A 22,400-nucleotide genomic window follows, 5' to 3' on the forward strand; every position below is an offset into this window, starting at 1 on the left:
CTACGAGTCCTTATTGACACGACGTCTCACGGGGGAGCGGTACGCCATGCCTGGCGGAGGTTTCAGCAAGCTGCCGAACGGCAGCGTCGTCGTCGCGCTCACGCTGCCGTCCCCCGCCGGGGAGGGCCGCAAGGTGCGCGTCCTGGTCCATGCGGCCAACCGGGCCCGCGCCCTGACCCGGCTGCGGAACCTGGGGCTGCGCGCGGTCTATCTGCGCGGCAACACCGAGCCGCCGACGCCGGACGAGATCACGGCCGTCCTGCACCACCCGGACGGCCTGCTGTGGCGCACGGCGCCGCATCCGGGGGCCGAGCTCTGGCACCCGATAAGGGCCCTGCTGCGGCCGTAGCCCCCTGCCGGGGCCGGCGGGGCCCGGGTCAGCCCACCGGCTTCCCCGACAGCTCCGCGCCTGCGCTCCGCATCTCCTCGACGGCCCGGGCCGTGGTCTCCGCGGAGACGCCGGCGGTCAGATCGAGCAGCACGTGCACCGCGAACCCCTCCCGCACCGCGTCCAGCGCCGTCGCCCGTACGCAGTGGTCGGTCGCGATGCCGACCACGTCGACCTCGGTGACCTCCCGCTCGCGCAGCCAGTCCGCCAGCCCCACGCCGTTCTCGTCGCGCCCCTCGAACCCGCTGTACGCGGCCGCGTGGGCACCCTTGTCGAAGACGGCGTCTATGGCCCCACTGGCGACCGCCGGCGCGAAGTTCGGGTGGAAGCCCACGCCCTCCGTCCCGGCCACGCAGTGCACCGGCCAGGAGCGCTCGTAGTCGGGGTGCGCCGAGAAGTGGGGGCCCGGGTCGATGTGGTGGTCGCGGGTGGCCACCACATGGCGGTACACGGAGCCGGCGGCCTGCCCGATCAGGTCGGTGATGGCAGCGGCGACGTCGGAGCCGCCCGTGACCGCGAGGCTGCCGCCCTCGCAGAAGTCGTTCTGAACGTCCACGACGATCAACGCGCGGTGCATGTCGGCTGTCCTTAGGTCAGGGAGCTGTTCAACGAGCGTAGAGACTCCGCCGCGGCAACGGCAGAGGGCAATTGGTGCGCAAAGGCCCGGGGTGCGGCCTCACACGTACTCCGTGGGCAGCACCGGCTCGCCCCGCGACAGCTGCATCGCGGACATCGGCAGTGTCCCGCGCGCGGCGATGTGCCGCTCCCGGGCCGCGTCCAGCGGCTCCCTGGCCACCACCGCGCCGCCCTTGACCAGTTCCACCAGCAGCTGCCGCTCCGCGAGCGCGGGCGGCACCGGCCCGGTGCCGACCACCTCGGCCTCCGCGATCCCCTCCGCGTCGGTGCGCCGGGCCGCCCACTTGCGTCCCCCGATCGAGGACTTGCCGCCCATCGACTTCTTCGCCACCGGCACCAGCGGCGCCTTCGGATCCGCGCTGTGGGCGCGGGCGACCAGCTTGTAGACCATGGAGCAGGTGGGGTGCCCGCTGCCGGTGACGAGCTGGGTGCCGACGCCGTACGCGTCCACGGGCGCGGCCGCGAGCGAGGCGATGGCGTACTCGTCGAGGTCGGAGGTGACCACGATCTTCGTGCCGGTGGCGCCCAGCTCGTCGAGCTGCTGGCGCACCCGGTGGGCGACGAGCAGCAGGTCGCCGGAGTCGATCCGCACCGCGCCCAGCTCGGGCCCGGCGATCTCCACGGCGGTACGGACCGCCTCGGCCACGTCGTAGGTGTCCACCAGCAGGGTGGTGCCCCGGCCCAGCGAGTCCACCTGGGCCCGGAAGGCGTCCCGCTCGCTGTCGTGCAGCAGCGTGAAGGCGTGCGCACTGGTGCCGACGGTCGGAATGCCGTAACGGAACCCGGCCGCCAGGTCCGAGGTGGTGGCGAAGCCGCCCACGTACGCGGCCCGCGCCGAGGCGACCGCGGCCAGCTCGTGGGTGCGCCGGGCGCCCATCTCGATCAGCGGGCGGCCCGCGGCCGCGGCGGACATCCGGGAGGCGGCGGCGGCGATCGCCGAGTCGTGGTTCAGGATCGACAGGATCACGGTCTCCAGGAGCACGCACTCCGCGAAGGAGCCCTCCACCCGCAGGACGGGGGAGCCCGGGAAGTAGACCTCGCCCTCCGGATAGCCCCAGATGTCACCCGAGAAGCGGTAGGAGGCCAGCCACTGAAGGGTCGGCTCGTCGACGATCGCCCGCTCGCGCAGGAAGCCCAGGACGCCCGCGTCGAAGCGGAAGTTCTCCACCGCGTCCAGGACCCGGCCGGTGCCGCCCACCACGCCGTAGCGGCGCCCGTCCGGCAGTCGGCGGGTGAAGACCTCGAAGACCGACCGCCTCTCGGCCGTCCCGGCGCGCAGGGCCGCCTGGAGCATGGTCAGCTCGTACTGGTCCGTGAAGAGCGCGGTCGACGGCACGTCCACCGGCAGCCCAAGGTCCGCAGCGTTCACAACCGGTTACCTCGCCTTTCCGTTCCGGCTGTCGACCGGGTCGGCCGGGATCCGGGGGCGGTTCCCCGGTGAGTGGCAGCCATGGCCGGATGCTACCCCTCTTTGCGTCAGTCTGACGATTTCGGGGGCCCGTTTGTGCGACCGCGGGCCCTCAGTGGCAGCATGGGGTAAGTGAGTGTGGCTCCTGTAGAGATCGAACGGCCCGAGTCGGCGGAAGAGACCTTCGCCGTCCCCGAACCCGATGTGCCGTGGGTGACGCTCGTCCACAACGACCCCGTCAACCTGATGAGCTACGTCCAGTACGTCTTCCAGAGCTACTTCGGCTACCCCAAGGACAAGGCCCGCAAGCTGATGCTCGACGTGCACCACAAGGGGCGGGCCGTGGTCTCCAGCGGCAGCCGCGAGGAGATGGAGCGCGACGTGCAGGCGATGCACGGGTACGGGCTGTGGGCCACCCTCACCCAGGACCGCGGCTGATGGCCGGCTACTTCGAGGCGCTGCCCGGCGGCGGCGCGGCCGTCGCGCTCGACGAGGTCGAGATCGCCATCCTGCGCTCCCTGTCCGTCCAGCTCCTGGAGCTGATCGGCCCCGGTGACGAGCCGATGGACGGCGAGGACCCGCTGGCCGCGCTCTTCGCCGAGGGCCCCAGCGAACCGCCCGCCGACCCCGCGCTCGCCCGCCTCTTCCCGGACGCGTACGACAGCGGCGAGAGCGACGAACTGCGCGCCTCGGCGGCCGAGTTCCGGCGCTTCACCGAGAACGACCTGCGCGCCCGCAAGCGCGAGGACGCCCTCGCGGTGGTGCGCACCCTGGACGCGCTCGCCCCGGGGGGCGACGGCGGCGCGGTCCTGAAGCTGTCCGGGGAGGACTCGCGGCGCTGGCTGGGCGCGCTCAACGACCTGCGGCTGACCATCGGGACCCGGCTGGAGGTCACCGACGAGGACGAGAGCGGTGAGCTGTACCGGCTGCCGGACGAGGACCCGCGCAAGCCGATGGTGATGGCCTACCTCTGGCTCGGCGGCCTCCAGGAGACGCTCGTCGAGACGCTGATGGCCTGAGACCCGCCGGTGAGCGGCCGCCCGGGTACCCGGGGCGGCCGTTTTCCTTCTGTTCGCTCAGCGGACGCTCAAATCCGCATAACGATCCGATTACCACATCGGTAGGGTTTGCCGCTGATAGCGCACTTTGTCCGGTTCTCCTTGTGGTGTGCGCCACAGCGACCCCGGCCGATCACCCGTAAAGACGTGATAAATCTTCACGACCACCCGGGGACGCCACCCATGTCCCCGGGGGCGCTTCGGCCGGCTGACCGCCGGTGGCACTCCATCCACATCCGGGGGGATCAGGACCTGGTCCGCTGCTTCGACGACCGAAGCGGGCGGGTCAGCATGGAGAAAGGCGCACCACCATGACCTCAGCGCAGGTCGACAAGCAGGACGACCGCTCCGGCAATGAGGCCCTGGGAACCGCCCACGGCGCGGCCGAGGGCGAGGGATACCAGCGGGGCCTCGGCGCCCGCCAGATCCAGATGATCGCCATCGGCGGAGCCATCGGCACCGGCCTCTTCCTCGGCGCGGGCAAGGCCATCTCGAAGGCCGGCCCCAGCCTCATCCTGGCCTATGCCATCGCGGGCCTGGTCATCTTCTTCATCATGCGGGCCCTGGGCGAGCTGCTCATGTACCGCCCCGTCTCGGGCTCCTTCTCGGAGTACGCCCGTGAGTTCGTCGGCCCGTTCTGGGGCTTCGTGACCGGCTGGACGTACTGGCTCTTCTGGGTCGTCACCGGCATCACCGAGGTCACCGCGGCCGCCCAGTACATGGCCTTCTGGACGCACAACGACGTCCCGCAGTGGCTGTACGCACTGGTCTTCACGCTCATCCTGTACGCGGTGAACCTGATCTCGGTGAAGCTCTTCGGCGAGCTGGAGTTCTGGTTCTCGATGGTCAAGGTGACGGCCATCGTCGGCATGATCCTCATCTGCGCCGGCATCCTCACCGTCGGCTTCTCCGACGCCGCCGACACCGCCACCGTCGCCAACCTCTGGAACGACCGCGGCTTCTTCCCCAAGGGCATCGGCGGCACGCTGATGACCCTCCAGATCGTGATGTTCGCCTTCCTCGCCGTCGAGCTGGTCGGTGTGACCGCGGGCGAGTCCAAGGACCCCGAGAAGACCCTGCCCAAGGCCATCAACACCGTGCCGTGGCGCATCGCCGTCTTCTACATCGGCGCCCTCATCATGATCCTCTCGGTCGTCCCGTGGCACGAGTTCCAGCCGGGCGTCAGCCCCTTCGTCGCGGCCTTCGAGAAGATGGGCCTCGGCGTCGGCGCCGCGGTCGTCAACTTCGTCGTCCTGACGGCCGCCCTGTCCTCCTGCAACTCGGGCATGTACTCCACCGGCCGCATGCTGCGCGACCTAGCGCTCAACGGCCAGGGCCCGAAGCTCTTCACCCGGCTGACCAAGAGCGGCACCCCGCTGATCGGCATCTCGGTCTCGGCCGCGCTGATGCTGGTGGGCGTCTGGATCAACTACAAGGCGCCGGGCAAGGCCTTCGACTACGTCGTCTCCTTCGCCACCATCTCCGGCATGTGGGCCTGGATCATGATCCTGGTCTGCCAGATCCGCTACCGCGCCAAGGCCGACCGCGGCGAGCTCCCGCAGTCCACCTTCCGCGCCCCCGGCGCCCCCTTCACCAGCTGGTTCGCGCTGCTGTTCATCCTCATGGTCATCGTGATGATGGGCATCGACAAGGACTCGCGGGTCTCCCTGTACTGCGCCCCCCTGTGGGGTCTGATCCTGGGCGTCTCGTACCTGGTCCTCAAGGCGCGCAACCCCGAGAACAAGGCGTTCGCCAAGCGCTCCTGACGCCCCACCCGGCGGCAGATCTCAGCATGCGGGCCGTTCCGTACCACTCCCCGGTACGGAACGGCCCGTCTGCTTATCCTTGCGCTCATGCTGACCCTGACCCAGGCCCTCCACGACCAGATCGTCGCGCACGCCCGCGCCGACCACCCCGACGAGGCGTGCGGCGTGGTCGCCGGCCCGGCCGGCACCGGCCGCCCCGAGCGGTTCGTCCCGATGCTCAACGCGGCGCGCTCGCCCACGTTCTACGAGTTCGACTCGCAGGACCTGCTGAAGCTGTACCGCGAGATGGACGACCGGGACGAGGAGCCGGTGATCATCTACCACTCGCACACGGCGACCGAGGCCTACCCCTCGCGCACCGACGTGACGTACGCCAACGAGCCCGGCGCCCACTACGTCCTGGTCTCCACGGCGGACACCGACGGCCTCGGGGACTTCCAGTTCCGCTCCTACCGGATCGTGGACGGGGTCATCGAGGAGGAAGAGGTCCAGGTCGTCCAGGCGTACTGAACCGGCCGAGGGGGCGCGCGGCGGACTCCTGCCGCGCCCTGCCGCCCGCATCCTGAGCAGAGGGCGCCCACCATCTGAGATCACACTCCGGAAAGCGGACCGGGAATCGATACGATGACCGCATGGTTCCCCACGACGTGAGCGAAGAGAAGCCGAGCAGCCCGCTGCTGGTGGCCCGCCTGCACGTCGATCTGTGCCGCCTGGCGAGCGCGATGTGTCCGCGCCCCACCGCCGTCTGAGCCGCACCCGCACCACCGTGTACGCCCGCGCGTACCCTCCGCACCACCCGCAGCAGGCGCGCCGAGCCGCGCCCCCTGCCAAGTGCCTTTGGTCCTTCGTTTCCTTCCCTTCGTTCCTCCCTCCCCCTCCCGACTCCTGACAGGAGCCCCACGCCATGGCCATCGAGGTCCGCATCCCGACCATCCTCCGCACCTACACCGACGGCGCGAAGGCGGTCGAAGGCAGCGGGGCGACCATCGGCGAGCTCTTCGCCGACCTGGAGACCCGCCACGCCGGCATCCGCGAGCGCCTCGTCGACGAGACGACCGGCGGCGAGCTGCGCCGCTTCGTGAACGTCTACCTCAACGACGAGGACGTCCGCTTCCTCTCGGGCATCTCCACCGAGCTGTCGGACGGCGACAGCGTCACGATCCTGCCGGCCGTGGCCGGCGGCATGGTCTGAGGCTGATCGCCGTCATGCGCTACGACTCCGCACTCGCCGCGGTCGGCAACACCCCGCTGGTCCGCCTGCCCCGGCTGTCGCCCTCGGACGACGTCCGCGTCTGGGCGAAGCTGGAGGACCGCAACCCGACCGGCTCGGTCAAGGACCGCCCCGCGCTCCACATGATCGAACAGGCCGAGAAGGCGGGCCGGTTGACGCCCGGCTGCACCATCCTGGAGCCGACCAGCGGCAACACCGGCATCTCGCTGGCCATGGCGGCGAAGCTCAAGGGCTACCGCATCGTGTGCGTCATGCCCGAGAACACCTCCCAGGAGCGCCGCGACCTGCTGAAGATGTGGGGCGCGGAGATCGTCCCGTCGCCCGCGGCGGGCGGCTCCAACACGGCGGTACGGGTCGCCAAGGAGCTGGCGGCCCAGAACCCGTCGTGGGTGATGCTGTACCAGTACGGCAACCCCGACAACGCGGGCGCGCACTACGCCACGACCGGCCCGGAGATCCTGGCCGACCTCCCCTCGATCACCCACTTCGTGGCGGGCCTGGGGACGACGGGCACGCTGATGGGCGTGGGCCGCTATCTGCGCGAGCGCGTCCCCGGCGTCCAGATCGTCGCCGCCGAGCCGCGCTACGACGACCTGGTCTACGGCCTGCGCAACCTCGACGAGGGCTTCGTCCCCGAGCTGTACGACGCCTCGGTCCTGACCAGCCGCTTCTCGGTCGGCTCGGCGGACGCGGTGACCCGCACCCGCGAACTCCTCAAGGAGGAGGGCATCTTCGCGGGAGTCTCCACCGGGGCGGCGCTGCACGCGGCGATCGGCGTGGGCCGGAAGGCGGTCAAGGCGGGCGCGACGGCGGACATCGTGTTCGTGGTGGCGGACGGGGGCTGGAAGTACCTGTCGACCGGGGTGTACACGGCGGAGACGACGGAAGAAGCGATCGAGACGCTTCAGGGGCAGCTCTGGGCGTAGCGGCGGGGGCGGGTGGCCGGCTGCGGGTCGTCGGCTGCGGGTCGTGGTGGGTCGCTCGCGCAGTTCCCCGCGCCCCTTAAGGGCAGGGTGTTGGTGTGCGGGTCGGTGTTGCGGTCCCTTTCGGCTCGGAGTTCGTCTGCGGGCCGGTGGGTGGCTGGTCGCGCAGTTCCCCGCGCCCCTGAGGGGTGGGGGGCCGGTGGATGGTCGGCTGCGGGTCGGGGTGGGTTGCCCGCGCAGTTCCCCGCGCCCCTGGTGGGCCGGGGCCTCCGGCGTTCAGCGGTGCGGGGGACGGAGGTGCGGGGGACAGGGGCCGCATGCCCCGTTCCTTCGGCGGCGCGGGCAGCGAGACAAGGGAACAGGACCCGCCGGCCCCGCCCCTTTGGCGGCGCGGGAACGGAGTCGGCGGCAACAGAGACGGGGGAACAGGGCCCGCAGGCCCCGTCCCTTCGGCGGTGCGGGAACGGAGTCGGCGGCAACAGAGACGGGGGGGGGAACAGGGGCCGAAGGCCCCGTTCCTTCAGGGGCGCGGGGAACTGCGCGACCAGCCCCCACCGGGCCCGCAGGTCATCACGAAAGCGAACCGCGGGCGCCGCAGGCCCCGCGAAGGGGTGCGGGGGCGGAGCCCCGCTGACCCACCCACCCCGTGCCCACGGGGTGCAGGGGGCGGAGCCCCCGCGTCCGGGGTCCGGGGGCGCAGCCCCCGGGAAACCACCCCCACCCCCACCCACCCCCGGAGGGTTTAGGGAAGGGGCGGGGTGGGGCCAAACCCCCCTAGCCCGCCAGATACCTCACCTGATCCCACACCGCAGGATCCACCACCCCCACCCACCGCCGAAACTCCCACACCCCCACCTCCCGAAGCTCATCCGTCTCCAGAAAGCTCGGCCGCCCCCGCGCATCCCCCACCGCCCCCGGCGCCAGCGGAATCACCCCGGCCCGCTCCTCGTGGAACTTGCTGGTGATCTTGGCGACGAGCACGCGGTCCCCCCGTACCGACAGCACCAGGCAGGGCCGGTCCTTCGACCCGGGCCCGTCCTCGTAGGGCACCTCCGCCCACCAGATCTCCCCCGGCCGCGGCCTCCGCTTGGGCGCGCGCCGCGGACCGGCGGGCCGCCCGGGCGGCCGAACGCGCCCCCCGGGCCGCGCGGGCGGCCGAGCGCGCCCCCGCCCGTCCACCACCGCGGCTCCCAGCGCGACCACCACCACGGCGATCACCGCGAGCCACCAGGACGTGTCCATACCGCAGACGTTACCCGGCGGCCCACCCCCCGCGCGCGCTCCGTCCGCACTCCGCCCGAACCGGTGACAGCGCAGGTGAGTTCCCCCACAACGGCCCGCCACTGAGGAGCGACCGGCAGTGTGGCGCCTTACGCTCGACGCACCGCACGACCTCCCGCCGCCTTCCCCGTATCCCTTGCCGCTCCCGGAGGTTCACGCTCCATGAAGCTCACCGTCGTCGGCTGCTCCGGGTCGTTCCCGTCCGCGGAATCGGCCTGTTCGAGCTACCTCGTCGAGGCCGACGGCTTCCGGCTGCTCCTCGACATGGGCAACGGCGCCCTGGGCGAGCTGCAGCGCCACATCGGTCTCTACGACCTCGACGCGATCTTCCTCAGCCACCTCCACGCCGACCACTGCATCGACATGTGCGGCTACTTCGTCGCGCGCTACTACCGGCACGAGGGCGGGCGCTGCGCCCCCCTGCCGGTGTACGCGCCGGAGGGCGCCGAGCAGCGTCTGACCACGGCGTACGCCGACACGCCCTCCAGCTCCTCCATGAGCGAGGTCTTCGACTTCCACACGCTGAAGTCCGGCTCGTTCGACATCGGCCCCTTCGCCATCCGTACGGAGCGGGTCTGCCACCCGGTCGAGGCGTACGGCATCCGCATCGAGCACGGCGGCGCGTCCCTCACGTACTCCGGCGACACCGGCGTCTGCGAGGCGCTGCACGAGCTGGCCGAGGGCACCGACCTGTTCCTGTGCGAGGCGTCCTTCACGCACGGCAAGGAGGACATCCCCGCCCTCCACCTCAACGGCCGCGAGGCCGGCGAGCACGCCGCCCGCGCCCGGGCGGGCCGCCTGGTCCTGACCCACATTCCCCCGTGGACGAACGGCGAAGTCAACCTGGCGGACGCCCGTGACACGTACGAGGGACCGGTGGAGCTCGCGGTGCCGGGTGCGGTATACGAGATCTGAGCGGCGGACGTACGAGAAGGGCCCCCGGAACCGAGCGGTTCCGGGGGCCCTTCTCGCACCAGCCGTACGGCTTACGCCTTCGTCAGGTCCTCGACCTCTTCCTCGGGCTCACGGCCCGGGGTGGTGAGGTTGAACTTGACGATCGCGAAGCGGAAGACGAAGTAGTAGATCGCCGCGAAGACCAGGCCGATCGGGATGATCATCCATGGCTTGGTCGCGAGGTTCCAGTTCAGGATGTAGTCGATCGCACCGGCCGAGAAGCTGAAGCCGTGGTGCACGCCCAGCGCCCAGGTGACGGCCATCGAGACGGCGGTCAGGACCGCGTGGATCACGTACAGGACCGGCGCGATGAACATGAACGCGAACTCGATCGGCTCGGTGATGCCGGTGACGAACGAGGTCAGCGCGAGCGAGATCATCATGCCGCCGACGGCCTTGCGGCGCTCGGGGCGGGCGCAGTGCGTGATCGCCAGGGCGGCGGCGGGCAGCGCGAACATCATGATCGGGAAGAAGCCGGACATGAACTGGCCGGCCGTCGGGTCGCCGTGGAAGAAGCGCGGCAGGTCTCCGTGCCACAGGGTGCCGGAGGAGTCCTTGAAGTCGCCGATCTCCTGCCAGGCGACCGTGTTCACGAACTGGTGCATGCCGATCGGCAGCAGCGCGCGGTTGACGACACCGAAGATGCCCGCGCCGACGGCGCCGAGGCCCGTCATCCACTCGCCGAAGTTGGTGATCACGTCACCGATGGGCTCCCAGACCAGGCCGAAGAAGACGCCCATGAGCAGACCGACGAAGGCCATGATGATCGGGACGAGACGGCGGCCGTTGAAGAAGCCGAGCCAGTCCACCAGCTTGGTGCGGTGGAACCGCTGCCAGATGACGGCGGACAGCAGACCCATGATGATGCCGCCGAAGACCTTGGGGTCGTTGTACGTCGCGGCGACGTCGACCCCCTTGTTGGCGGTGGTGTTGACCACGGCGTCGGTCACCGGGAACGCGGTGAGCACGTTCTTGTAGACCAGGAAGCCGACCAGCGCGGCGAGCGCCGTCGAGCCGTCGGCCTTCTTGGCGAAGCCGATCGCGATGCCGACGCAGAACAGCAGCGGCAGGTTGCCGAACACGGCGTCACCGGCGGTCGAGAAGACCGTGGCGACCTTGCCCCAGCCGAGACCTTCCTTGCCGAAGACATCGGGTGCGCCGAGGCGGAGCAGAATGCCCGCGGCCGGCAGTACGGCGATCGGCAGCTGCAGGCTGCGACCGACCTTCTGCAGACCCTGGAACAGGCCGGCACCCCGCTTCTTCGCGGGCGCCGCCGTAGCGGTGGCCGTACTCATCAACTTCCTCCAGTTGGCAAGGCGCCGCCCGGGGACATGGGAAAATACGGGGGGACGGCGGCGTCTCAGGGGGGAACGCGGTGAAGCCCGCGTGGTCTACACCATTGAGTGGTGTAGACCAGTTGTAGCACGGTGAGGGTTAGATAAGGAACCTGCAATTTCTGTGTGCTGAGCCATACATTCCGGCATGACGGACAAAGGCCCCGGACCCTGGGGTCCGAGGCCTTGGCCGTATCACCGCTTGGTTATCCCGCCGTTATTACTTCGTGTTCTCCCGCTCGATCTCCTCTTCCAGCTCCTCCGGTTCGCGCCCGGGGGTGGGGAGGTCGAACTTGGTGATCGCGAACCGGAAGATCACGTAATAGACGGCCGCGAAGACCAGCCCGATCGGAATGATCAGCCACGGCTTGGTTGCCAGGTTCCAGTTGATGACGTAGTCGATGAGCCCGGCGGAGAAGCTGAAGCCGTCCTTGACGCCCAGCGCCCAGCTCACCGCCATCGAGACGCCCGTGAGCACCGCGTGGATCACGTACAGCAGCGGCGCGATGAAGAGGAACGAGTACTCGATCGGCTCGGTGATGCCGGTGACGAACGACGTCAGGCCGACCGACAGCATCAGACCGCCCACCTGCTTGCGGCGGTGCGGCTTGGCGCAGTGGGTGATCGCCAGGGCGGCGGCGGGGAGCGCGAACATCATGATGGGGAAGAAGCCCGTGGTGAACTGGCCCGCGTCCTTGTCGCCCGCCAGGAACATGCTGATGTCACCGTGGACCACGGTCCCGTCCGGCTTGGTGAAGCTGCCGAACTGGAACCAGATGGGCACGTTGAGGAACTGGTGCAGCCCGATCACGAGCAGCGCCCGGTTGGCGATGCCGAAGATGCCCGCGCCCCAGGCGCCGAGACCCACCAGCCAGTCGCTGAAGTTCTCCAGGCCGTCACCGATCGGCGGCCAGACCCACAGGCAGATCGCCGCGAACGCGATGGCGACGAACGACATGATGATGGGGACGAGCCGGCGGCCGTTGAAGAAGCCGAGCCAGTCGACCAGCTTCACCCGGTGGTAGCGCTGCCAGAACCAGGCGGCGAGCAGGCCCATGACGATGCCGCCGAAGACCCCCGGGTTCTGGTACGTGAAGGCCGCCACGGTCCCGTCGTTGGCCTGGCATCCCGCCGAGATGACCTTCGCGCCCGCGGCGCAGTCCTTGGGGAACTGGCGCAGCACGTTGTAGTAGACGAGGAAGCCCGCCACGGCGGCGAGCGCGGTGGAGCCGTCCGCCTTCTTGGCCATGCCGATGGCGACGCCGATGCAGAACAGCAGCGGCAGGCCGATGTTGGCGTCGAGCAGCGCGCCGCCCGCGCCGGCCATGACCTTGGCGACGTCGGTCCAGCCGAGGCCGTCCTTGCCGAAGACGTCCGGCTGGCCGAGCCGGTTGAGGATGCCGGCCGCGGGCAGGACGGCGATCGGGAGCTGGAGGCTGCGCCCCATCTTCTGGAGGTTCTGGAACGCCCCGTTCCACCACTTCGGCCGGCCCGACCGGCCCGACCGGTCCGGCCGGTCCGCTGCCGTGCTGTCCGCGCTCATCGGCGGCCCTCCGTCCCGTCCGTCCCGTCGGAACAAGCCAGTTCCGGGGTGCGTTGCACACTGGTGTAGACCAGTTGCGGTATCGTCCGGATCCTGGCCGCACGGGCGCGGTACCGGTGATCGCCATCCTTGGCCAGCGCGCGGACGCTCGCTCGCGTAACTGGGCCAAACGTGCGTTACGGTGACAAAGCGGAACCGCGGTCGGACAGATCTGTGGTGCGCCGCCACAGCGTTCTTTGAAAGAACAGGGAGACAGACATGGCCAGCAAGGCTGAGAAGATCGTCGCCGGGCTCGGCGGTATCGAGAACATCGAAGAGGTCGAGGGCTGCATCACCCGCCTCCGCACCGAGGTCATCGACCCGAGCAAGGTGGACGAGGCCGCGCTGAAGGCCGCCGGCGCCCACGGCGTCGTCAAGATGGGCACCGCGATCCAGGTCGTCATCGGCACGGACGCCGACCCGATCGCGGCGGACATCGAAGACATGATGTGACCTGAAGACCCGGTAAAGGGGGCCCTTCCTGGACGGGAGGGGCCCCTTTCCCGTGCCCGCCGCAGCCGTCGGCGGGCGCCCGGCGCAGCCCGCCGCGCCCCTGAAAGGGGCGCGGGGAACGGCGCGCCCAGCCCCACCGCCCCGCAGCCAAAGACGCACCTCTCAAGGGGCGCGGGGAACTGCGCGAGCAACCCCCACCACCCCGCAGACGAAGACGCGCCCCCTAAGGGGTGCGGGGAACGGCGCGACCAGCCGTCGACCACCCGCAGACGAACGAAATCCGGGGGGCGAAGCCCCGAAGGGGCCAGCGGGGCGAAGCCCCGGAAGGGGGGCCGGGGGGCACGCCCCCAGGACCGAGACGCCCACGGGCTACGCTCGTGGCATGTCTCGTATCGACGGCCGCACCCCCGACCAGCTCCGCCCCGTCACCATCGAACGCGGATGGAGCAAGCACGCCGAGGGCTCCGTCCTCATCTCCTTCGGCGACACCAAAGTCTTCTGCACCGCCTCCGTCACCGAAGGCGTCCCCCGCTGGCGCAAGGGCAGCGGCGAGGGCTGGGTGACCGCGGAGTACTCGATGCTGCCGCGCTCCACCAACACCCGCGGCGACCGCGAGTCCGTCCGCGGCAAGATCGGCGGACGCACCCACGAGATCTCCCGCCTCATCGGCCGCAGCCTGCGCGCCGTCATCGACTACAAGGCGCTCGGCGAGAACACCATCGTCCTCGACTGCGACGTCCTCCAGGCCGACGGCGGCACCCGCACCGCCGCCATCACCGGCGCGTACGTGGCACTCGCCGACGCCATCGGCTGGGCCCAGACCAAGAAACTGGTCAAGGCCAACCGCCAGCCGCTCACCGGCACCGTCGCCGCCGTCTCCGTCGGCATCGTCGACGGCACGCCCCTCCTCGACCTCTGCTACGAGGAGGACGTGCGCGCCGAGACCGACATGAACGTCGTCTGCACCGGCGACGGCCGCTTCGTCGAGGTCCAGGGCACCGCCGAGGCCGAGCCGTTCGACCGCAAGGAGCTCAACGCGCTCCTCGACCTCGCCACCGGCGGCTGCGCCGACCTGGCCGCACTCCAGGTGGAGGCACTGGGCCGCACGCTCGACGCGTAACGAGACGACCGCGAGGGCGGTACGGGCGTACGGGGCCGAGGAACCTTTCCCACAGGGCCAAGGCAACCGTCATAAGGGGCCGAGGCACCCGTCACACAGGGCCAAGGCAGCCGGCATACGAAGCCGAGGCACCCGTCACACAGGGCCAAGGCAACCGTGCGGACCCCTCCCCGCGTCCCTACCCACACGGGCGTACGGGCCGAACCGTACGCCCGTCCGTACACCCGGGGAGGACCCGTCCATGCGCAGAAGCCGCCGCCGCGCCCTCGCACTCACCGCCGCCACCGCGGCCCTCGCCCTGCCCGCCGCCGTCGGGTGCAGCGCGGTCAGCAAGGCGCTGGACTGCGTCCAGACGGCCGACGCGATCGCCACCAGCGTCGACGACCTGGGCCGCGCGGTGTCCAACGCCGCCGACAACCCGGCCCGGGCGGACCAGGCCCTCAACGACATCGACACCAACCTGTCGTCGCTGAAGAACAAGACGGACAACGCCGACCTCTCCAAGGCGGTCGACAACCTCAACAAGGCGGTCGGCAACGTACGTTCGGCGATCAAGAACGGCGACAACACGCCGGACATCGGCCCCGTCAAGGACGCGGCCAAGGAAGTCGGCAAGGTCTGCACCCCGTGACGTCCGGGCGCCGGGAGAGCCCGGCGATACTGGGGGCATGACCCGCCTGATCCTCGCCACCCGCAACGCCGGCAAAATCACCGAGCTCCGCGCGATCCTCGCGGACGCCGGACTGCCCCACGAACTGGTCGGCGCCGACGCGTATCCGGAGATCCCCGACGTCAAGGAGACCGGCGTCACCTTCGCCGAGAACGCGCTCCTGAAGGCCCACGCGCTCGCGCGCGCCACGGGCCTGCCCGCGGTAGCCGACGACTCGGGCCTCTGCGTGGACGTACTGAACGGCGCCCCCGGCATCTTCTCCGCCCGCTGGTCCGGCACCCACGGCGACGACAAGGCCAACCTGGACCTGCTCCTGGCCCAGCTCGGCGACATCGCCGAGCCCCACCGCGGCGCCCACTTCGCCTGCGCGGCGGCCCTGGCCCTCCCCGACGGCACCGAGCGCGTGGTCGAGGGCCGCCTCCTGGGCACCCTCCGCCACGAGCCCTCGGGCACGAACGGCTTCGGCTACGACCCGATCCTCCAGCCCGAGGGCGAGACCCGCACCTGCGCGGAACTGACGCCCGAGGAGAAGAACGCGATCAGCCACCGCGGCAAGGCGTTCCGCGCGCTGGTACCGGCGGTACGGGAACTGCTGGGCTGAGGGCCCCGCCGTATGCCGAAGGGCGCGACGGTCTGGCTCGCGAGAACTGCGAGCCAGACCTTCGTTCTTACGCTTTGTGCGGCCTGAGGGATTCGAACCCTCACGGGATTACTCCCATCGCACCCTAAATGCGAGGCGTCTGCCGTTCCGCCAAGGCCGCCTGCTGCCGGTCGCACTGCTCGATCGACGGAGTTCAGTGTACGGGCAGGGCTGCCTGTCCGGCGAGGCGCGTCGCCTCCTTCCGGCGGCACCACGTCTCCGTCAGCGCGTGGCAGTTGGGACACAAATAGCGCAGGTTCTCGCGGCGGTTGTCCCGCCAGTCCCCGTTGATGTGGTCGATCTGCAAGGTGATCGGCCGCCCCAGCCATGTGCCGCTGTTGCCACACTCGACGCATCTGTACGGCACTCCGATCTCGGTCAGGGCCAGATGAAGCTGGGTCCTGTTGGTCCGACCGGCATCTTCCGGCAGGACCACCAGTCTTCTGTCCGCCTTCGACGCCGGCGCCGTGCGCTCCGGCGGCGTCCAGCTGCGACGCTTGAAGTGACTCGTGTCGAGGCCGAGACGGGCCGCCACGCGCCGGACTCGCCTGTGGTTGGTGTCGTTGACCTCCAGCCCGAGACCGCGCATGACGTCCGCGTAGCTCGTGCAGTGCTTTACGAGGCTGCGAAGCCTGTCCTCAGGGACGGCGACACGTCGATGAGAGAAGTGCCGCACGTCGATGCCGTGCGTGCGCAGCATGCGTGCCAGCGTGGCGCGTGAGCGGCTGTCGTCCGGTACACCCAGCGAGCGGGCCATCGCGCGCACGCTGTCCGCGGCGGCGGCCGCCGCTCGCAGTTCCTCGGGCGTGAAGGGCAGGTCCAGTTGCTGCCGGTTGATGCCGGGGAAGTGGCTGATGTCGATGGCCGCGGCGTCGATACGGCGCCGGATATGGGACAGCGTCCCAGTGGCCGGGGTCGCGCCCAGCCTCAGCGCCACCTCCCGCAGTGAAGAGGACGAGAGGGCGGCCTCGGCTATGGCGGCGTCGGGGTACTTGCGCCATGGACTGACCTTGACGAAGTGGGTCGTGTCCAGCCCGTACGCGGCGACCTTCTCCTGGAGCACGCGTCGCTGACCACCGCTCACCTTGAGGTCGAGCCGTCGCATCAGATCCGTCCAGTTCCGGGCCTCGGCCACCGCCCGGGTGAGCCGGTCCTCGTCGTACGCGCCCGAAGGCGGCACCTCGCCCTTGCGGACGGCTCTTGCCGTCGGCTCCGGTGTGATCCCCATGCCTTCGCCCTCCTGGTCGATCGCGTGTCGTACCTCCGTACGGACCAACGAACCGCTAATCGGACAGTCACGCCCGAAATGCGGAACGGCCCGCACCGCATACCGCGCGGTGCGGGCCGTTCCGGGGGGCGGGAGCTCAGATCCCCAGGTCCTTGATGATCTTCGCGACATGCCCCGTCGCCTTCACGTTGTACAGCGCGCGCTCGACCTTGCCCTCCTCGTCCACGACCACCGTGGAGCGGATGACGCCGGTCACCGTCTTGCCGTACAGCTTCTTCTCGCCGAACGCCCCGTACGCCTCCAGGACCTCCTTCGACGGGTCGCCGACCAGGGTGACCTTCAGGGACTCCTGGTCGCGGAACTTCGCCAGCTTCTCCGGCTTGTCGGGGGAGACGCCGATCACGTCGTAACCGGCGCCGGCCAGCAGCTCCAGGTTGTCCGTGAAGTCGCACGCCTGCTTGGTGCAGCCGGGGGTAAGGGCGGCCGGGTAGAAGTACACGATGACCTTGCGGCCCTTGTGGTCCGCGAGCGAGACCTCGTTGCCGTCCGCGTCGGGCAGGGTGAAGGCGGGGGCGGTGTCGCCGGGGACGAGTCGCTCGCTCATGGGATCTTCCTCCGGAAGGAACGGGGTAAGGGAACGGGGCAGGCCTACTCCGGCAGAGCCTAATGGGGGCCTGTGACAGTGCATCGGCGGTGGAGCTGACAGACTGTCGACGAAGGACAACCCCATACCCCGAATACCCCGACCGAACAGACGGAGGCGGCGCAGTGTCGGAAGCCAGGACCCCTGCGCAGATCGAGGCGGACATCAGGCGTCGCCGGGACCAGCTCGCGGTCACTCTCGACGAGATCGGCGTGCGGCTGCACCCGTCGACGATCGCCGGTGACGCCAAGGCGCGGGTCGCCTCGGCCGTGGACCGGACGGCCGGCCGGGCCTTCGTCGCGGTCAACCGGACCGTCTCGGACGTGAAGGCCCAGTTCGTGAACGAGGACGGCGCGCCCCGCATCGAGCGCATCGTGCCGGTCGCGCTGCTGGCCGTGGGGCTGGTGGGACTGCTCGCCCTCTCGTCCACCCGCAAGCGGCGCGGCTGACGGCCCCCCGGGTCATCTCTCGGCTGCTCCCCTCTCGGCTCCCTCCCCGCGATCGTTCCCCCGCGATCCCGGTCCGTCTTCCGTGGCCCTTCGGCGTACGCCGGGGGCGGGGACAGGTAGGTTCGGGTCCGTGAGCGAGAACACCCACGACGACAAGCTGCCCATCCGGATGCTCCACGACCGCGTGCTGGTCCGGTCCGACACACCCGAGGGCGAACGGCGCTCCGGCGGCGGCATCCTCATCCCGGCGACCGCCGCCGTCGGCAAGCGGCTGGCCTGGGCCGAGGTGGTCGCCGTCGGTCAGAACGTGCGGACCGTCGAGGCGGGCGACCGGGTGCTGTACGACCCCGAGGACCGCGCCGAGGTCGAGGTGCGCGGTATCGCCTACGTACTGATGCGGGAGCGCGATCTGCACGCCGTCGCCTCCGAGCGGGTGTCCGAGGACTCGACCGGGCTGTATCTCTGAGGCCGGGGCCGCACCCGCACCTGTCCGGGGCGGTGCGGCCGCGGAACGGAAGGGCTGGTGACCGCCGTCACCAGCCCTTTGCCATGCCCTCCGCCGTGCCCTCCGCCATGCCCTTTGCCGTGCCCTTCGCCGTGCCCTCCGCCTCAGCCGCCCCTTTGCTACGGTGGAGGCACCCCGACGAGACGCGTCGTACCGGGTCAGGACAAGACGACGCACCCCGCGTGTACGTCCCGTACGCGCGCGTACGTCTCTCGGAGGTGTCCCTCATGGCCTGGGTCCTGCTCGTCGTCGCCGGTCTGCTCGAAGTGGGCTGGTCGATCGGGATGAAGTACACGGACGGGTTCACCCGGCTGTGGCCCAGTCTGCTCACCGGCGCGGGGATCGTCGCCTCGATGCTGCTGCTCGCACAGGCCGCGAAGTCCCTGCCGATCGGTACCGCCTACGGCGTGTGGGTGGGCATCGGCGCGGCCGGTGCGGCGGTGCTCGGCATGGTGGTGCTCGGTGAGCCCGCGACCGCCGCCCGGATCTTCTTCGTCTGTCTGCTGCTGGTGGCCGTGGTCGGCCTCAAGGCCACCTCCGGCCACTAGCGCCCTTCCCGCGGGTCACTGCGCGCGCGGCCGGCGGCGTGGACGGTCGGCGCCCCCGGCCGTCGTCCCGTTGGTCGTCTCGCCCGTGGTGACGCCGCCTTCCGTGGCCGCGGTCGTCCCTCCCGTGGTGGGCCCGCCGTCCGTGGCGCCGGTGGTGCCGCCGTCGGTGGTCCCCCCGGTGGTGGTCCCGCCGTTGGTCGGGCCACCGGTGGTGCCGCCCGTGGTGGTGGCGCCGCCGTCGGTGGTGGCCCCGGTGGTGCCGCCGGTCGTCCCGCCCGTCGTGCCGCCCGTGGCGGTGTCGCCGCCGTTCGTGCCGCCGTCGGTCGTCCCGCCCTCGGTCTGCCCCTGCGTGCGGCCCTGGTCCTGGCCCTCGCTGCGGCCGGGCGGGTTGGGGGTGTTCGGGTCGGGCAGCGGGGTCTCGGCGGGCGGCGGTACGGAGGCGCCCTCCTGGAGCTGGAGGTCGAAGTCCTGGGGCTCGGTGCCCTTGAGCGCGCGTGCCGTGTACTGGGCCCACACCTCGGCGGGCGGCCCGCCGCCGTTCATCCGGGAGAGGCCGAGGGCGCCGTACAGCGGCTTCTGGGCGGCCGTGTCGGGGTCCTGGCCCATCACGGCGACCACGGTGGCCAGATCGGGCGTGTAGCCCGCGAACCAGGCCGCCTTGTCGTCCTCGGCGGTGCCAGTCTTGCCCGCGGCGGTACGGCCGGAGGCCTGCGCGGCCGTACCGGTGCCGCCCTCCACGACGCTCTGGAGGATCGAGGTGGTGGTGTCGGCGGCCTCGCGCGGGACGGCCTGCTTGGCGTCCTGGGTGGGCAGCTCCACCTTCTCGCCGTCCTTGGTGACGGACTCGACCATCGTGTACGCGCCGTGCTTGCCGTGGTTGGCGAGCGTCGCGTACGCCTCGGCCATGTCCAGGACGGAGGCGGTGGCGGTGCCCAGCGCGATGGAGGGCCCGTTGGGCATGTCGGGGGTGCTGGAGGGCAGGCCCAGGTCGATGGCGGTCTGCCGCACGCTCTTGGGGCCGACGTCCACGGCCATCTGCGCGTACACGGCGTTGACGGAGAGGTCGGTGGCGGACCGGACGGTGAGCTGTCCGTAGGACTTGTCGTCCTCGTTGGCGGGGTTGTACGCGGGTCCCGACCAGCCCTGGACGAACCGCTTGTTGGTGCCGTCGTAGACGGTGTTCGGGGTGATCGCGCGCCCGTCCTGCGTCTTGGAGGCGTTCTCGACGGCCGAGGTGAAGACGAACGGCTTGAAGGTCGAGCCGACCTGGTAGTCGCGCCGGGTCGCGTTGTTGACGTACTGCTTGGTGTAGTCGACGCCCCCGTACATCGCGAGCACCTTGCCGCTGTCGGGGTCGATGGAGGCGCCGCCGACGCGGACGTTGCGGTCCACCGCGCGTTCGGAGCTGACCTGGGACATCACCTTGTCGGCGACGGCGGCGACGAACGCGTCCTGTTTGGCCCTCTGGAGCGTGGTGGTGATCCGGTAGCCGCCCTTGGCCAGGGTGTTCTCGTCGATGATCTCGTTGTTGGTCAGATAGTCCTTCACGGCCTCGACCACGTAGCCGCGCTGCCCGGCCATCCCGGCGGCCGGCCGTGCCTTGCCCGGTGCGGGGAAGGTGGCGGCGGCCCGTGCGGCGGGTGACATCCACTTCTTCTTGACCATGCCGTCCAGGACGTAGTTCCAGCGCGCCACGGCCCTGCCCTTGTTCTCCGGGTGGGCCACGACGTCGTAGGCGCTGGGGGCGTTGAGCAGGGAGGCCAGATAGGCGCCCTCGGCGGTGGTGACCTTCTCGATGTCCTTGCCGTAGTAGGCCTGGGCGGCGGCCTGGATGCCGTAGGCGTTGCGGCCGAAGTAGCTGGTGTTGAGGTAGCCCTCCAGGATGTCCGCCTTGCTGACCTCGCGGTTCAGCTTGATCGCGATGAAGAACTCCTTCACCTTGCGGCTGATCGTCTGCTCCTGCCCCAGGTAGTAGTTCTTCACGTACTGCTGGGTGATCGTGGAGCCGGACTGCTTGCCCTTGCCGGTGAGGGTGTTCCAGGCGGCGCGGACCATGGCCTTGGGGTCGACTGCCCGTTCGGAGTAGAAGTCGCGGTCCTCGGCGGCGAGGACGGTGCGCTGGACGGTGAGCGGGATCTGGGCGAGCCGGACGTTCTCGCGGTTGATCTCGCCGTCCCGGGCGAGCTGGGTGCCGTCGGCGTACAGGAAGACGTTGGACTGCGCGGTCGCGGTGGCGTTGGCGGGCGGGATGTGGACGAGTTCGTAGCCGGCGATGAAGCCGCCGATGAGCAGCAGGGCGATGAACAGGAGGGTGCCGAGGACCCAGCGCCAGGGGGGTACGAACCGCCGCCAGCCGGTCCGCCGGGGGCGTTTTCCGGCGCCCTTGGCGCCCTGGCCGCCCTTGCCCCCCTGGCCGTCCCCGCCCTCCCCGCCGCGCGCGCCCTCGCCGGGTCCGGTGTCCCTCGGCGTGGCGGTGTCCGGGCCCTCGGCGGCGCCGGGGCCCGTGGCGCTGGGGTCCCGGGGGGCCCAGCCCTGGTGAGGGGGCCGGGGCGGCTGCTCGTCGTCGCTCATGTCTCTCTCGCCACTGCGCTGTATCGGGTGATTCGCGGTGTACGCCCATATTGCACGCCCGCATCCGGAAAAGCCGTCGCGCACGATCACCGGACGGCACTAGGGTCGGGCGCTTTGGACCGCCCTTCCGCGACGCCTTCGGGTGCGCTCGGGCGTGGCCCCTTCATACACGGACCGGACGGGGAGGTGGCGTGGTGCGGCTCTACCTGGCCGTGGCCGCAGGTGGGTTCCGACGCCATACGACGTACCGGATCGCCACGGCGGCAGGGGTGTTCACCAACACCGTCTTCGGCGTGATCATGGCGTACACCTATATGGCTCTGTGGAACGTCCGCCCTCGTCTGGGCGGTTACGACCAGGCCGAGGCACTGACGTATGTGTGGCTCGGACAGGCCCTCATCATGACGGTCGCCATGATGGGCGGCGGCTTCGAGGACGAGCTTGTCGAACGCATCCGTACGGGTGACATCGCGATCGACCTGTACCGCCCCGCCGACCTCCAACTGTGGTGGCTCGCGGGCGACCTGGGCCGGGCCGCCTTCCACTTCTTGGGGCGCGGCGCGGTGCCGCTGGCGTTCGGCGCGTTCGCCTTCGACCTGGCGCTGCCCGCCGGCCCCGGGACGTGGCTGGCGTTCCTGGTCGCGGTCCTGCTCGGTGTCGTCGTCAGCTTCTCGATCCGCTACCTGGTGGCGCTCTCGGCGTTCTGGCTGCTCGACGGGGCGGGCGTGGCGCAGATCGCCTGGCTGGGCGGCACCTTCTTCTCCGGGATGCTGCTGCCGCTCAACGTCTTCCCCGGCGCCCTCGGCGAGGTGGCGCGCGCGCTGCCCTGGTCGTCGCTGCTCCAGATCCCGGCCGACGTCCTGCTCGGCCACCACACGGGCTGGGGCCTGGTCCGGGCGTACGCGTTCCAGCTGGGCTGGGCGGCGCTGCTGCTCGGCGCCGGGCGGCTGCTCCAGGGGGCGGCGACCAGGAGGGTGGTGGTCCAGGGTGGCTGAGACGGCGATCGACGCGG

The 22,400-nt window shown here is 70.6% G+C and carries 25 protein-coding genes, 1 tRNA gene and 1 riboswitch; of the genes, 17 read left to right on the plus strand and 9 right to left on the minus strand.

Annotated elements, in window-relative coordinates; genetic code table 11:
- Positions 1–46: 46 nt before the first annotated feature.
- Positions 47–349 carry a hypothetical protein gene (locus ABZ404_RS20485; protein WP_358835858.1) on the plus strand — a complete coding sequence of 101 codons (303 nt, stop codon included), beginning with the start codon at positions 47–49 and terminating at the stop codon, positions 347–349.
- 28 nt (positions 350–377) lie between these two features.
- Here ABZ404_RS20485 and ABZ404_RS20490 read toward each other — a convergent pair whose 3' ends face one another.
- Together ABZ404_RS20490 and ABZ404_RS20495 are read right to left on the minus strand one after the other, a co-directional pair.
- On the minus strand, positions 378–965 hold the full coding sequence (locus ABZ404_RS20490) for a nicotinamidase (protein WP_358835859.1): 588 nt from the start codon (positions 963–965) through the stop codon (positions 378–380).
- Positions 966–1,064: 99 nt separating this feature from the next.
- Positions 1,065–2,393, minus strand: a complete 1,329-nt coding sequence (locus ABZ404_RS20495) for a nicotinate phosphoribosyltransferase (protein WP_358835860.1) — start codon at positions 2,391–2,393, stop codon at positions 1,065–1,067.
- A gap of 171 nt (positions 2,394–2,564) precedes the next feature.
- Between ABZ404_RS20495 and clpS the strand changes: the two genes are divergently transcribed.
- The 7 genes from clpS to ABZ404_RS20530 all read left to right on the plus strand — a co-directional run bounded on the left by clpS (position 2,565) and on the right by ABZ404_RS20530 (position 7,413).
- On the plus strand, positions 2,565–2,870 hold the full coding sequence (clpS, locus tag ABZ404_RS20500) for an ATP-dependent Clp protease adapter ClpS (protein ID WP_067159503.1): 306 nt from the start codon (positions 2,565–2,567) through the stop codon (positions 2,868–2,870).
- Entirely contained in the window at positions 2,870–3,451 is a 582-nt protein-coding gene (locus ABZ404_RS20505) for a DUF2017 domain-containing protein (protein ID WP_358835861.1), read from the plus strand. Before clpS ends, ABZ404_RS20505 begins: the two co-directional genes overlap by 1 nt.
- A 350-nt stretch (positions 3,452–3,801) precedes the next feature.
- Entirely contained in the window at positions 3,802–5,256 is a 1,455-nt protein-coding gene (locus tag ABZ404_RS20510) for an amino acid permease (RefSeq protein WP_358835862.1), read from the plus strand.
- An 87-nt stretch (positions 5,257–5,343) separates the two neighbouring features.
- Positions 5,344–5,766, plus strand: coding sequence for a M67 family metallopeptidase (locus ABZ404_RS20515; protein WP_358835863.1), 423 nt, complete (start codon positions 5,344–5,346; stop codon positions 5,764–5,766).
- Positions 5,767–5,888: 122 nt separating this feature from the next.
- Entirely contained in the window at positions 5,889–6,005 is a 117-nt protein-coding gene (locus tag ABZ404_RS20520) for a putative leader peptide (RefSeq protein WP_324616203.1), read from the plus strand.
- A 155-nt stretch (positions 6,006–6,160) separates the two neighbouring features.
- A complete protein-coding gene (locus ABZ404_RS20525) occupies positions 6,161–6,448 on the plus strand; it encodes a MoaD/ThiS family protein (RefSeq protein ID WP_358835864.1) in 288 nt (95 codons plus the stop codon).
- Between the two features lie 14 nt (positions 6,449–6,462).
- Complete coding sequence (locus tag ABZ404_RS20530) at positions 6,463–7,413, plus strand: cysteine synthase (RefSeq protein WP_358835865.1); 951 nt, start codon at positions 6,463–6,465, stop codon at positions 7,411–7,413.
- 771 nt (positions 7,414–8,184) lie between these two features.
- Here ABZ404_RS20530 and ABZ404_RS20535 read toward each other — a convergent pair.
- A complete protein-coding gene (locus ABZ404_RS20535) occupies positions 8,185–8,652 on the minus strand; it encodes a type II toxin-antitoxin system PemK/MazF family toxin (RefSeq protein WP_358837882.1) in 468 nt (155 codons plus the stop codon).
- A 201-nt stretch (positions 8,653–8,853) separates the two neighbouring features.
- On the opposite strand from ABZ404_RS20535, the gene ABZ404_RS20540 reads away from it, so the two are divergent.
- Positions 8,854–9,606 carry an MBL fold metallo-hydrolase gene (locus ABZ404_RS20540; protein ID WP_358837883.1) on the plus strand — a complete coding sequence of 251 codons (753 nt, stop codon included), beginning with the start codon at positions 8,854–8,856 and terminating at the stop codon, positions 9,604–9,606.
- 71 nt (positions 9,607–9,677) lie between these two features.
- Here the strand turns inward: ABZ404_RS20540 and ABZ404_RS20545 are convergent, their stop codons facing one another.
- Complete coding sequence (locus ABZ404_RS20545) at positions 9,678–10,940, minus strand: PTS transporter subunit EIIC (protein WP_358834066.1); 1,263 nt, start codon at positions 10,938–10,940, stop codon at positions 9,678–9,680.
- Between the two features lie 259 nt (positions 10,941–11,199).
- Positions 11,200–12,522 carry a PTS transporter subunit EIIC gene (locus ABZ404_RS20550; protein ID WP_358834065.1) on the minus strand — a complete coding sequence of 441 codons (1,323 nt, stop codon included), beginning with the start codon at positions 12,520–12,522 and terminating at the stop codon, positions 11,200–11,202.
- A 258-nt stretch (positions 12,523–12,780) separates the two neighbouring features.
- Here ABZ404_RS20550 and ABZ404_RS20555 point away from each other — a divergent pair, with 258 nt between their 5' ends.
- The 4 genes from ABZ404_RS20555 (at position 12,781) to rdgB (ending at position 15,405) form a co-directional block, all read left to right on the plus strand.
- Entirely contained in the window at positions 12,781–13,014 is a 234-nt protein-coding gene (locus tag ABZ404_RS20555) for a PTS glucose/sucrose transporter subunit IIB (protein WP_018517946.1), read from the plus strand.
- Positions 13,015–13,396: 382 nt separating this feature from the next.
- Positions 13,397–14,134, plus strand: coding sequence for a ribonuclease PH (rph, locus tag ABZ404_RS20560; protein ID WP_358834064.1), 738 nt, complete (start codon positions 13,397–13,399; stop codon positions 14,132–14,134).
- A 241-nt stretch (positions 14,135–14,375) separates the two neighbouring features.
- Positions 14,376–14,765, plus strand: coding sequence for a hypothetical protein (locus ABZ404_RS20565; RefSeq protein WP_358834063.1), 390 nt, complete (start codon positions 14,376–14,378; stop codon positions 14,763–14,765).
- Between the two features lie 37 nt (positions 14,766–14,802).
- Positions 14,803–15,405 (plus strand): RdgB/HAM1 family non-canonical purine NTP pyrophosphatase, encoded by a 603-nt coding sequence (rdgB, locus tag ABZ404_RS20570; protein WP_358834062.1) that lies wholly within the window; start codon positions 14,803–14,805, stop codon positions 15,403–15,405.
- 77 nt (positions 15,406–15,482) lie between these two features.
- Here the strand turns inward: rdgB and ABZ404_RS20575 are convergent.
- From ABZ404_RS20575 to bcp, 3 genes are all read right to left on the minus strand, one after another.
- Positions 15,483–15,565: transfer RNA gene (locus ABZ404_RS20575), tRNA-Leu, on the minus strand.
- A gap of 33 nt (positions 15,566–15,598) precedes the next feature.
- On the minus strand, positions 15,599–16,672 hold the full coding sequence (locus tag ABZ404_RS20580; protein ID WP_358834061.1) for an HNH endonuclease signature motif containing protein: 1,074 nt from the start codon (positions 16,670–16,672) through the stop codon (positions 15,599–15,601).
- A 136-nt stretch (positions 16,673–16,808) separates the two neighbouring features.
- On the minus strand, positions 16,809–17,276 hold the full coding sequence (gene bcp / locus ABZ404_RS20585) for a thioredoxin-dependent thiol peroxidase (protein WP_358834060.1): 468 nt from the start codon (positions 17,274–17,276) through the stop codon (positions 16,809–16,811).
- A 164-nt stretch (positions 17,277–17,440) separates the two neighbouring features.
- On the opposite strand from bcp, the gene ABZ404_RS20590 reads away from it, so the two are divergent.
- The 3 genes from ABZ404_RS20590 (at position 17,441) to ABZ404_RS20600 (ending at position 18,817) form a co-directional block, all read left to right on the plus strand.
- A complete protein-coding gene (locus tag ABZ404_RS20590) occupies positions 17,441–17,764 on the plus strand; it encodes a DUF3618 domain-containing protein (RefSeq protein ID WP_358834059.1) in 324 nt (107 codons plus the stop codon).
- Positions 17,765–17,894: 130 nt separating this feature from the next.
- A complete protein-coding gene (locus ABZ404_RS20595; RefSeq protein WP_358834058.1) occupies positions 17,895–18,230 on the plus strand; it encodes a co-chaperone GroES in 336 nt (111 codons plus the stop codon).
- Between the two features lie 152 nt (positions 18,231–18,382).
- Positions 18,383–18,447, plus strand: a riboswitch (guanidine-III (ykkC-III) riboswitch).
- Positions 18,448–18,496: 49 nt separating this feature from the next.
- Positions 18,497–18,817 (plus strand): multidrug efflux SMR transporter, encoded by a 321-nt coding sequence (locus tag ABZ404_RS20600; RefSeq protein ID WP_358834057.1) that lies wholly within the window; start codon positions 18,497–18,499, stop codon positions 18,815–18,817.
- A 15-nt stretch (positions 18,818–18,832) separates the two neighbouring features.
- Here the strand turns inward: ABZ404_RS20600 and ABZ404_RS20605 are convergent, their stop codons facing one another.
- Entirely contained in the window at positions 18,833–21,388 is a 2,556-nt protein-coding gene (locus ABZ404_RS20605) for a transglycosylase domain-containing protein (protein WP_358834056.1), read from the minus strand.
- 194 nt (positions 21,389–21,582) lie between these two features.
- On the opposite strand from ABZ404_RS20605, the gene ABZ404_RS20610 reads away from it, so the two are divergent.
- On the plus strand, positions 21,583–22,383 hold the full coding sequence (locus ABZ404_RS20610; RefSeq protein WP_358834069.1) for an ABC-2 family transporter protein: 801 nt from the start codon (positions 21,583–21,585) through the stop codon (positions 22,381–22,383).
- Positions 22,384–22,400 lie beyond the last annotated feature (17 nt).

The organism is Streptomyces sp. NPDC005878, from assembly GCF_040629815.1.
Classification (GTDB): Bacteria; Actinomycetota; Actinomycetes; order Streptomycetales; family Streptomycetaceae; genus Streptomyces.

What these genes read in the sequence shown, in the direction of transcription:
- ABZ404_RS20485 (WP_358835858.1), top strand. Translation starts at nt 47, where the DNA reads ATGCCTGGCGGAGGTTTCAGCAAGCTGCCGAACGGCAGCGTCGTCGTC.
- ABZ404_RS20490 (WP_358835859.1), bottom strand. Translation starts at nt 965, where the DNA reads ATGCACCGCGCGTTGATCGTCGTGGACGTTCAGAACGACTTCTGCGAG.
- ABZ404_RS20505 (WP_358835861.1), top strand. Translation starts at nt 2,870, where the DNA reads ATGGCCGGCTACTTCGAGGCGCTGCCCGGCGGCGGCGCGGCCGTCGCG.
- ABZ404_RS20510 (WP_358835862.1), top strand. Translation starts at nt 3,802, where the DNA reads ATGACCTCAGCGCAGGTCGACAAGCAGGACGACCGCTCCGGCAATGAG.
- ABZ404_RS20515 (WP_358835863.1), top strand. Translation starts at nt 5,344, where the DNA reads ATGCTGACCCTGACCCAGGCCCTCCACGACCAGATCGTCGCGCACGCC.
- ABZ404_RS20520 (WP_324616203.1), top strand. Translation starts at nt 5,889, where the DNA reads ATGGTTCCCCACGACGTGAGCGAAGAGAAGCCGAGCAGCCCGCTGCTG.
- ABZ404_RS20525 (WP_358835864.1), top strand. Translation starts at nt 6,161, where the DNA reads ATGGCCATCGAGGTCCGCATCCCGACCATCCTCCGCACCTACACCGAC.
- ABZ404_RS20530 (WP_358835865.1), top strand. Translation starts at nt 6,463, where the DNA reads ATGCGCTACGACTCCGCACTCGCCGCGGTCGGCAACACCCCGCTGGTC.
- ABZ404_RS20535 (WP_358837882.1), bottom strand. Translation starts at nt 8,652, where the DNA reads ATGGACACGTCCTGGTGGCTCGCGGTGATCGCCGTGGTGGTGGTCGCG.
- ABZ404_RS20540 (WP_358837883.1), top strand. Translation starts at nt 8,854, where the DNA reads ATGAAGCTCACCGTCGTCGGCTGCTCCGGGTCGTTCCCGTCCGCGGAA.
- ABZ404_RS20545 (WP_358834066.1), bottom strand. Translation starts at nt 10,940, where the DNA reads ATGAGTACGGCCACCGCTACGGCGGCGCCCGCGAAGAAGCGGGGTGCC.
- ABZ404_RS20550 (WP_358834065.1), bottom strand. Translation starts at nt 12,522, where the DNA reads ATGAGCGCGGACAGCACGGCAGCGGACCGGCCGGACCGGTCGGGCCGG.
- ABZ404_RS20555 (WP_018517946.1), top strand. Translation starts at nt 12,781, where the DNA reads ATGGCCAGCAAGGCTGAGAAGATCGTCGCCGGGCTCGGCGGTATCGAG.
- rph (WP_358834064.1), top strand. Translation starts at nt 13,397, where the DNA reads ATGTCTCGTATCGACGGCCGCACCCCCGACCAGCTCCGCCCCGTCACC.
- ABZ404_RS20565 (WP_358834063.1), top strand. Translation starts at nt 14,376, where the DNA reads ATGCGCAGAAGCCGCCGCCGCGCCCTCGCACTCACCGCCGCCACCGCG.
- rdgB (WP_358834062.1), top strand. Translation starts at nt 14,803, where the DNA reads ATGACCCGCCTGATCCTCGCCACCCGCAACGCCGGCAAAATCACCGAG.
- ABZ404_RS20580 (WP_358834061.1), bottom strand. Translation starts at nt 16,672, where the DNA reads ATGGGGATCACACCGGAGCCGACGGCAAGAGCCGTCCGCAAGGGCGAG.
- bcp (WP_358834060.1), bottom strand. Translation starts at nt 17,276, where the DNA reads ATGAGCGAGCGACTCGTCCCCGGCGACACCGCCCCCGCCTTCACCCTG.
- ABZ404_RS20600 (WP_358834057.1), top strand. Translation starts at nt 18,497, where the DNA reads ATGGCCTGGGTCCTGCTCGTCGTCGCCGGTCTGCTCGAAGTGGGCTGG.
- ABZ404_RS20605 (WP_358834056.1), bottom strand. Translation starts at nt 21,388, where the DNA reads ATGAGCGACGACGAGCAGCCGCCCCGGCCCCCTCACCAGGGCTGGGCC.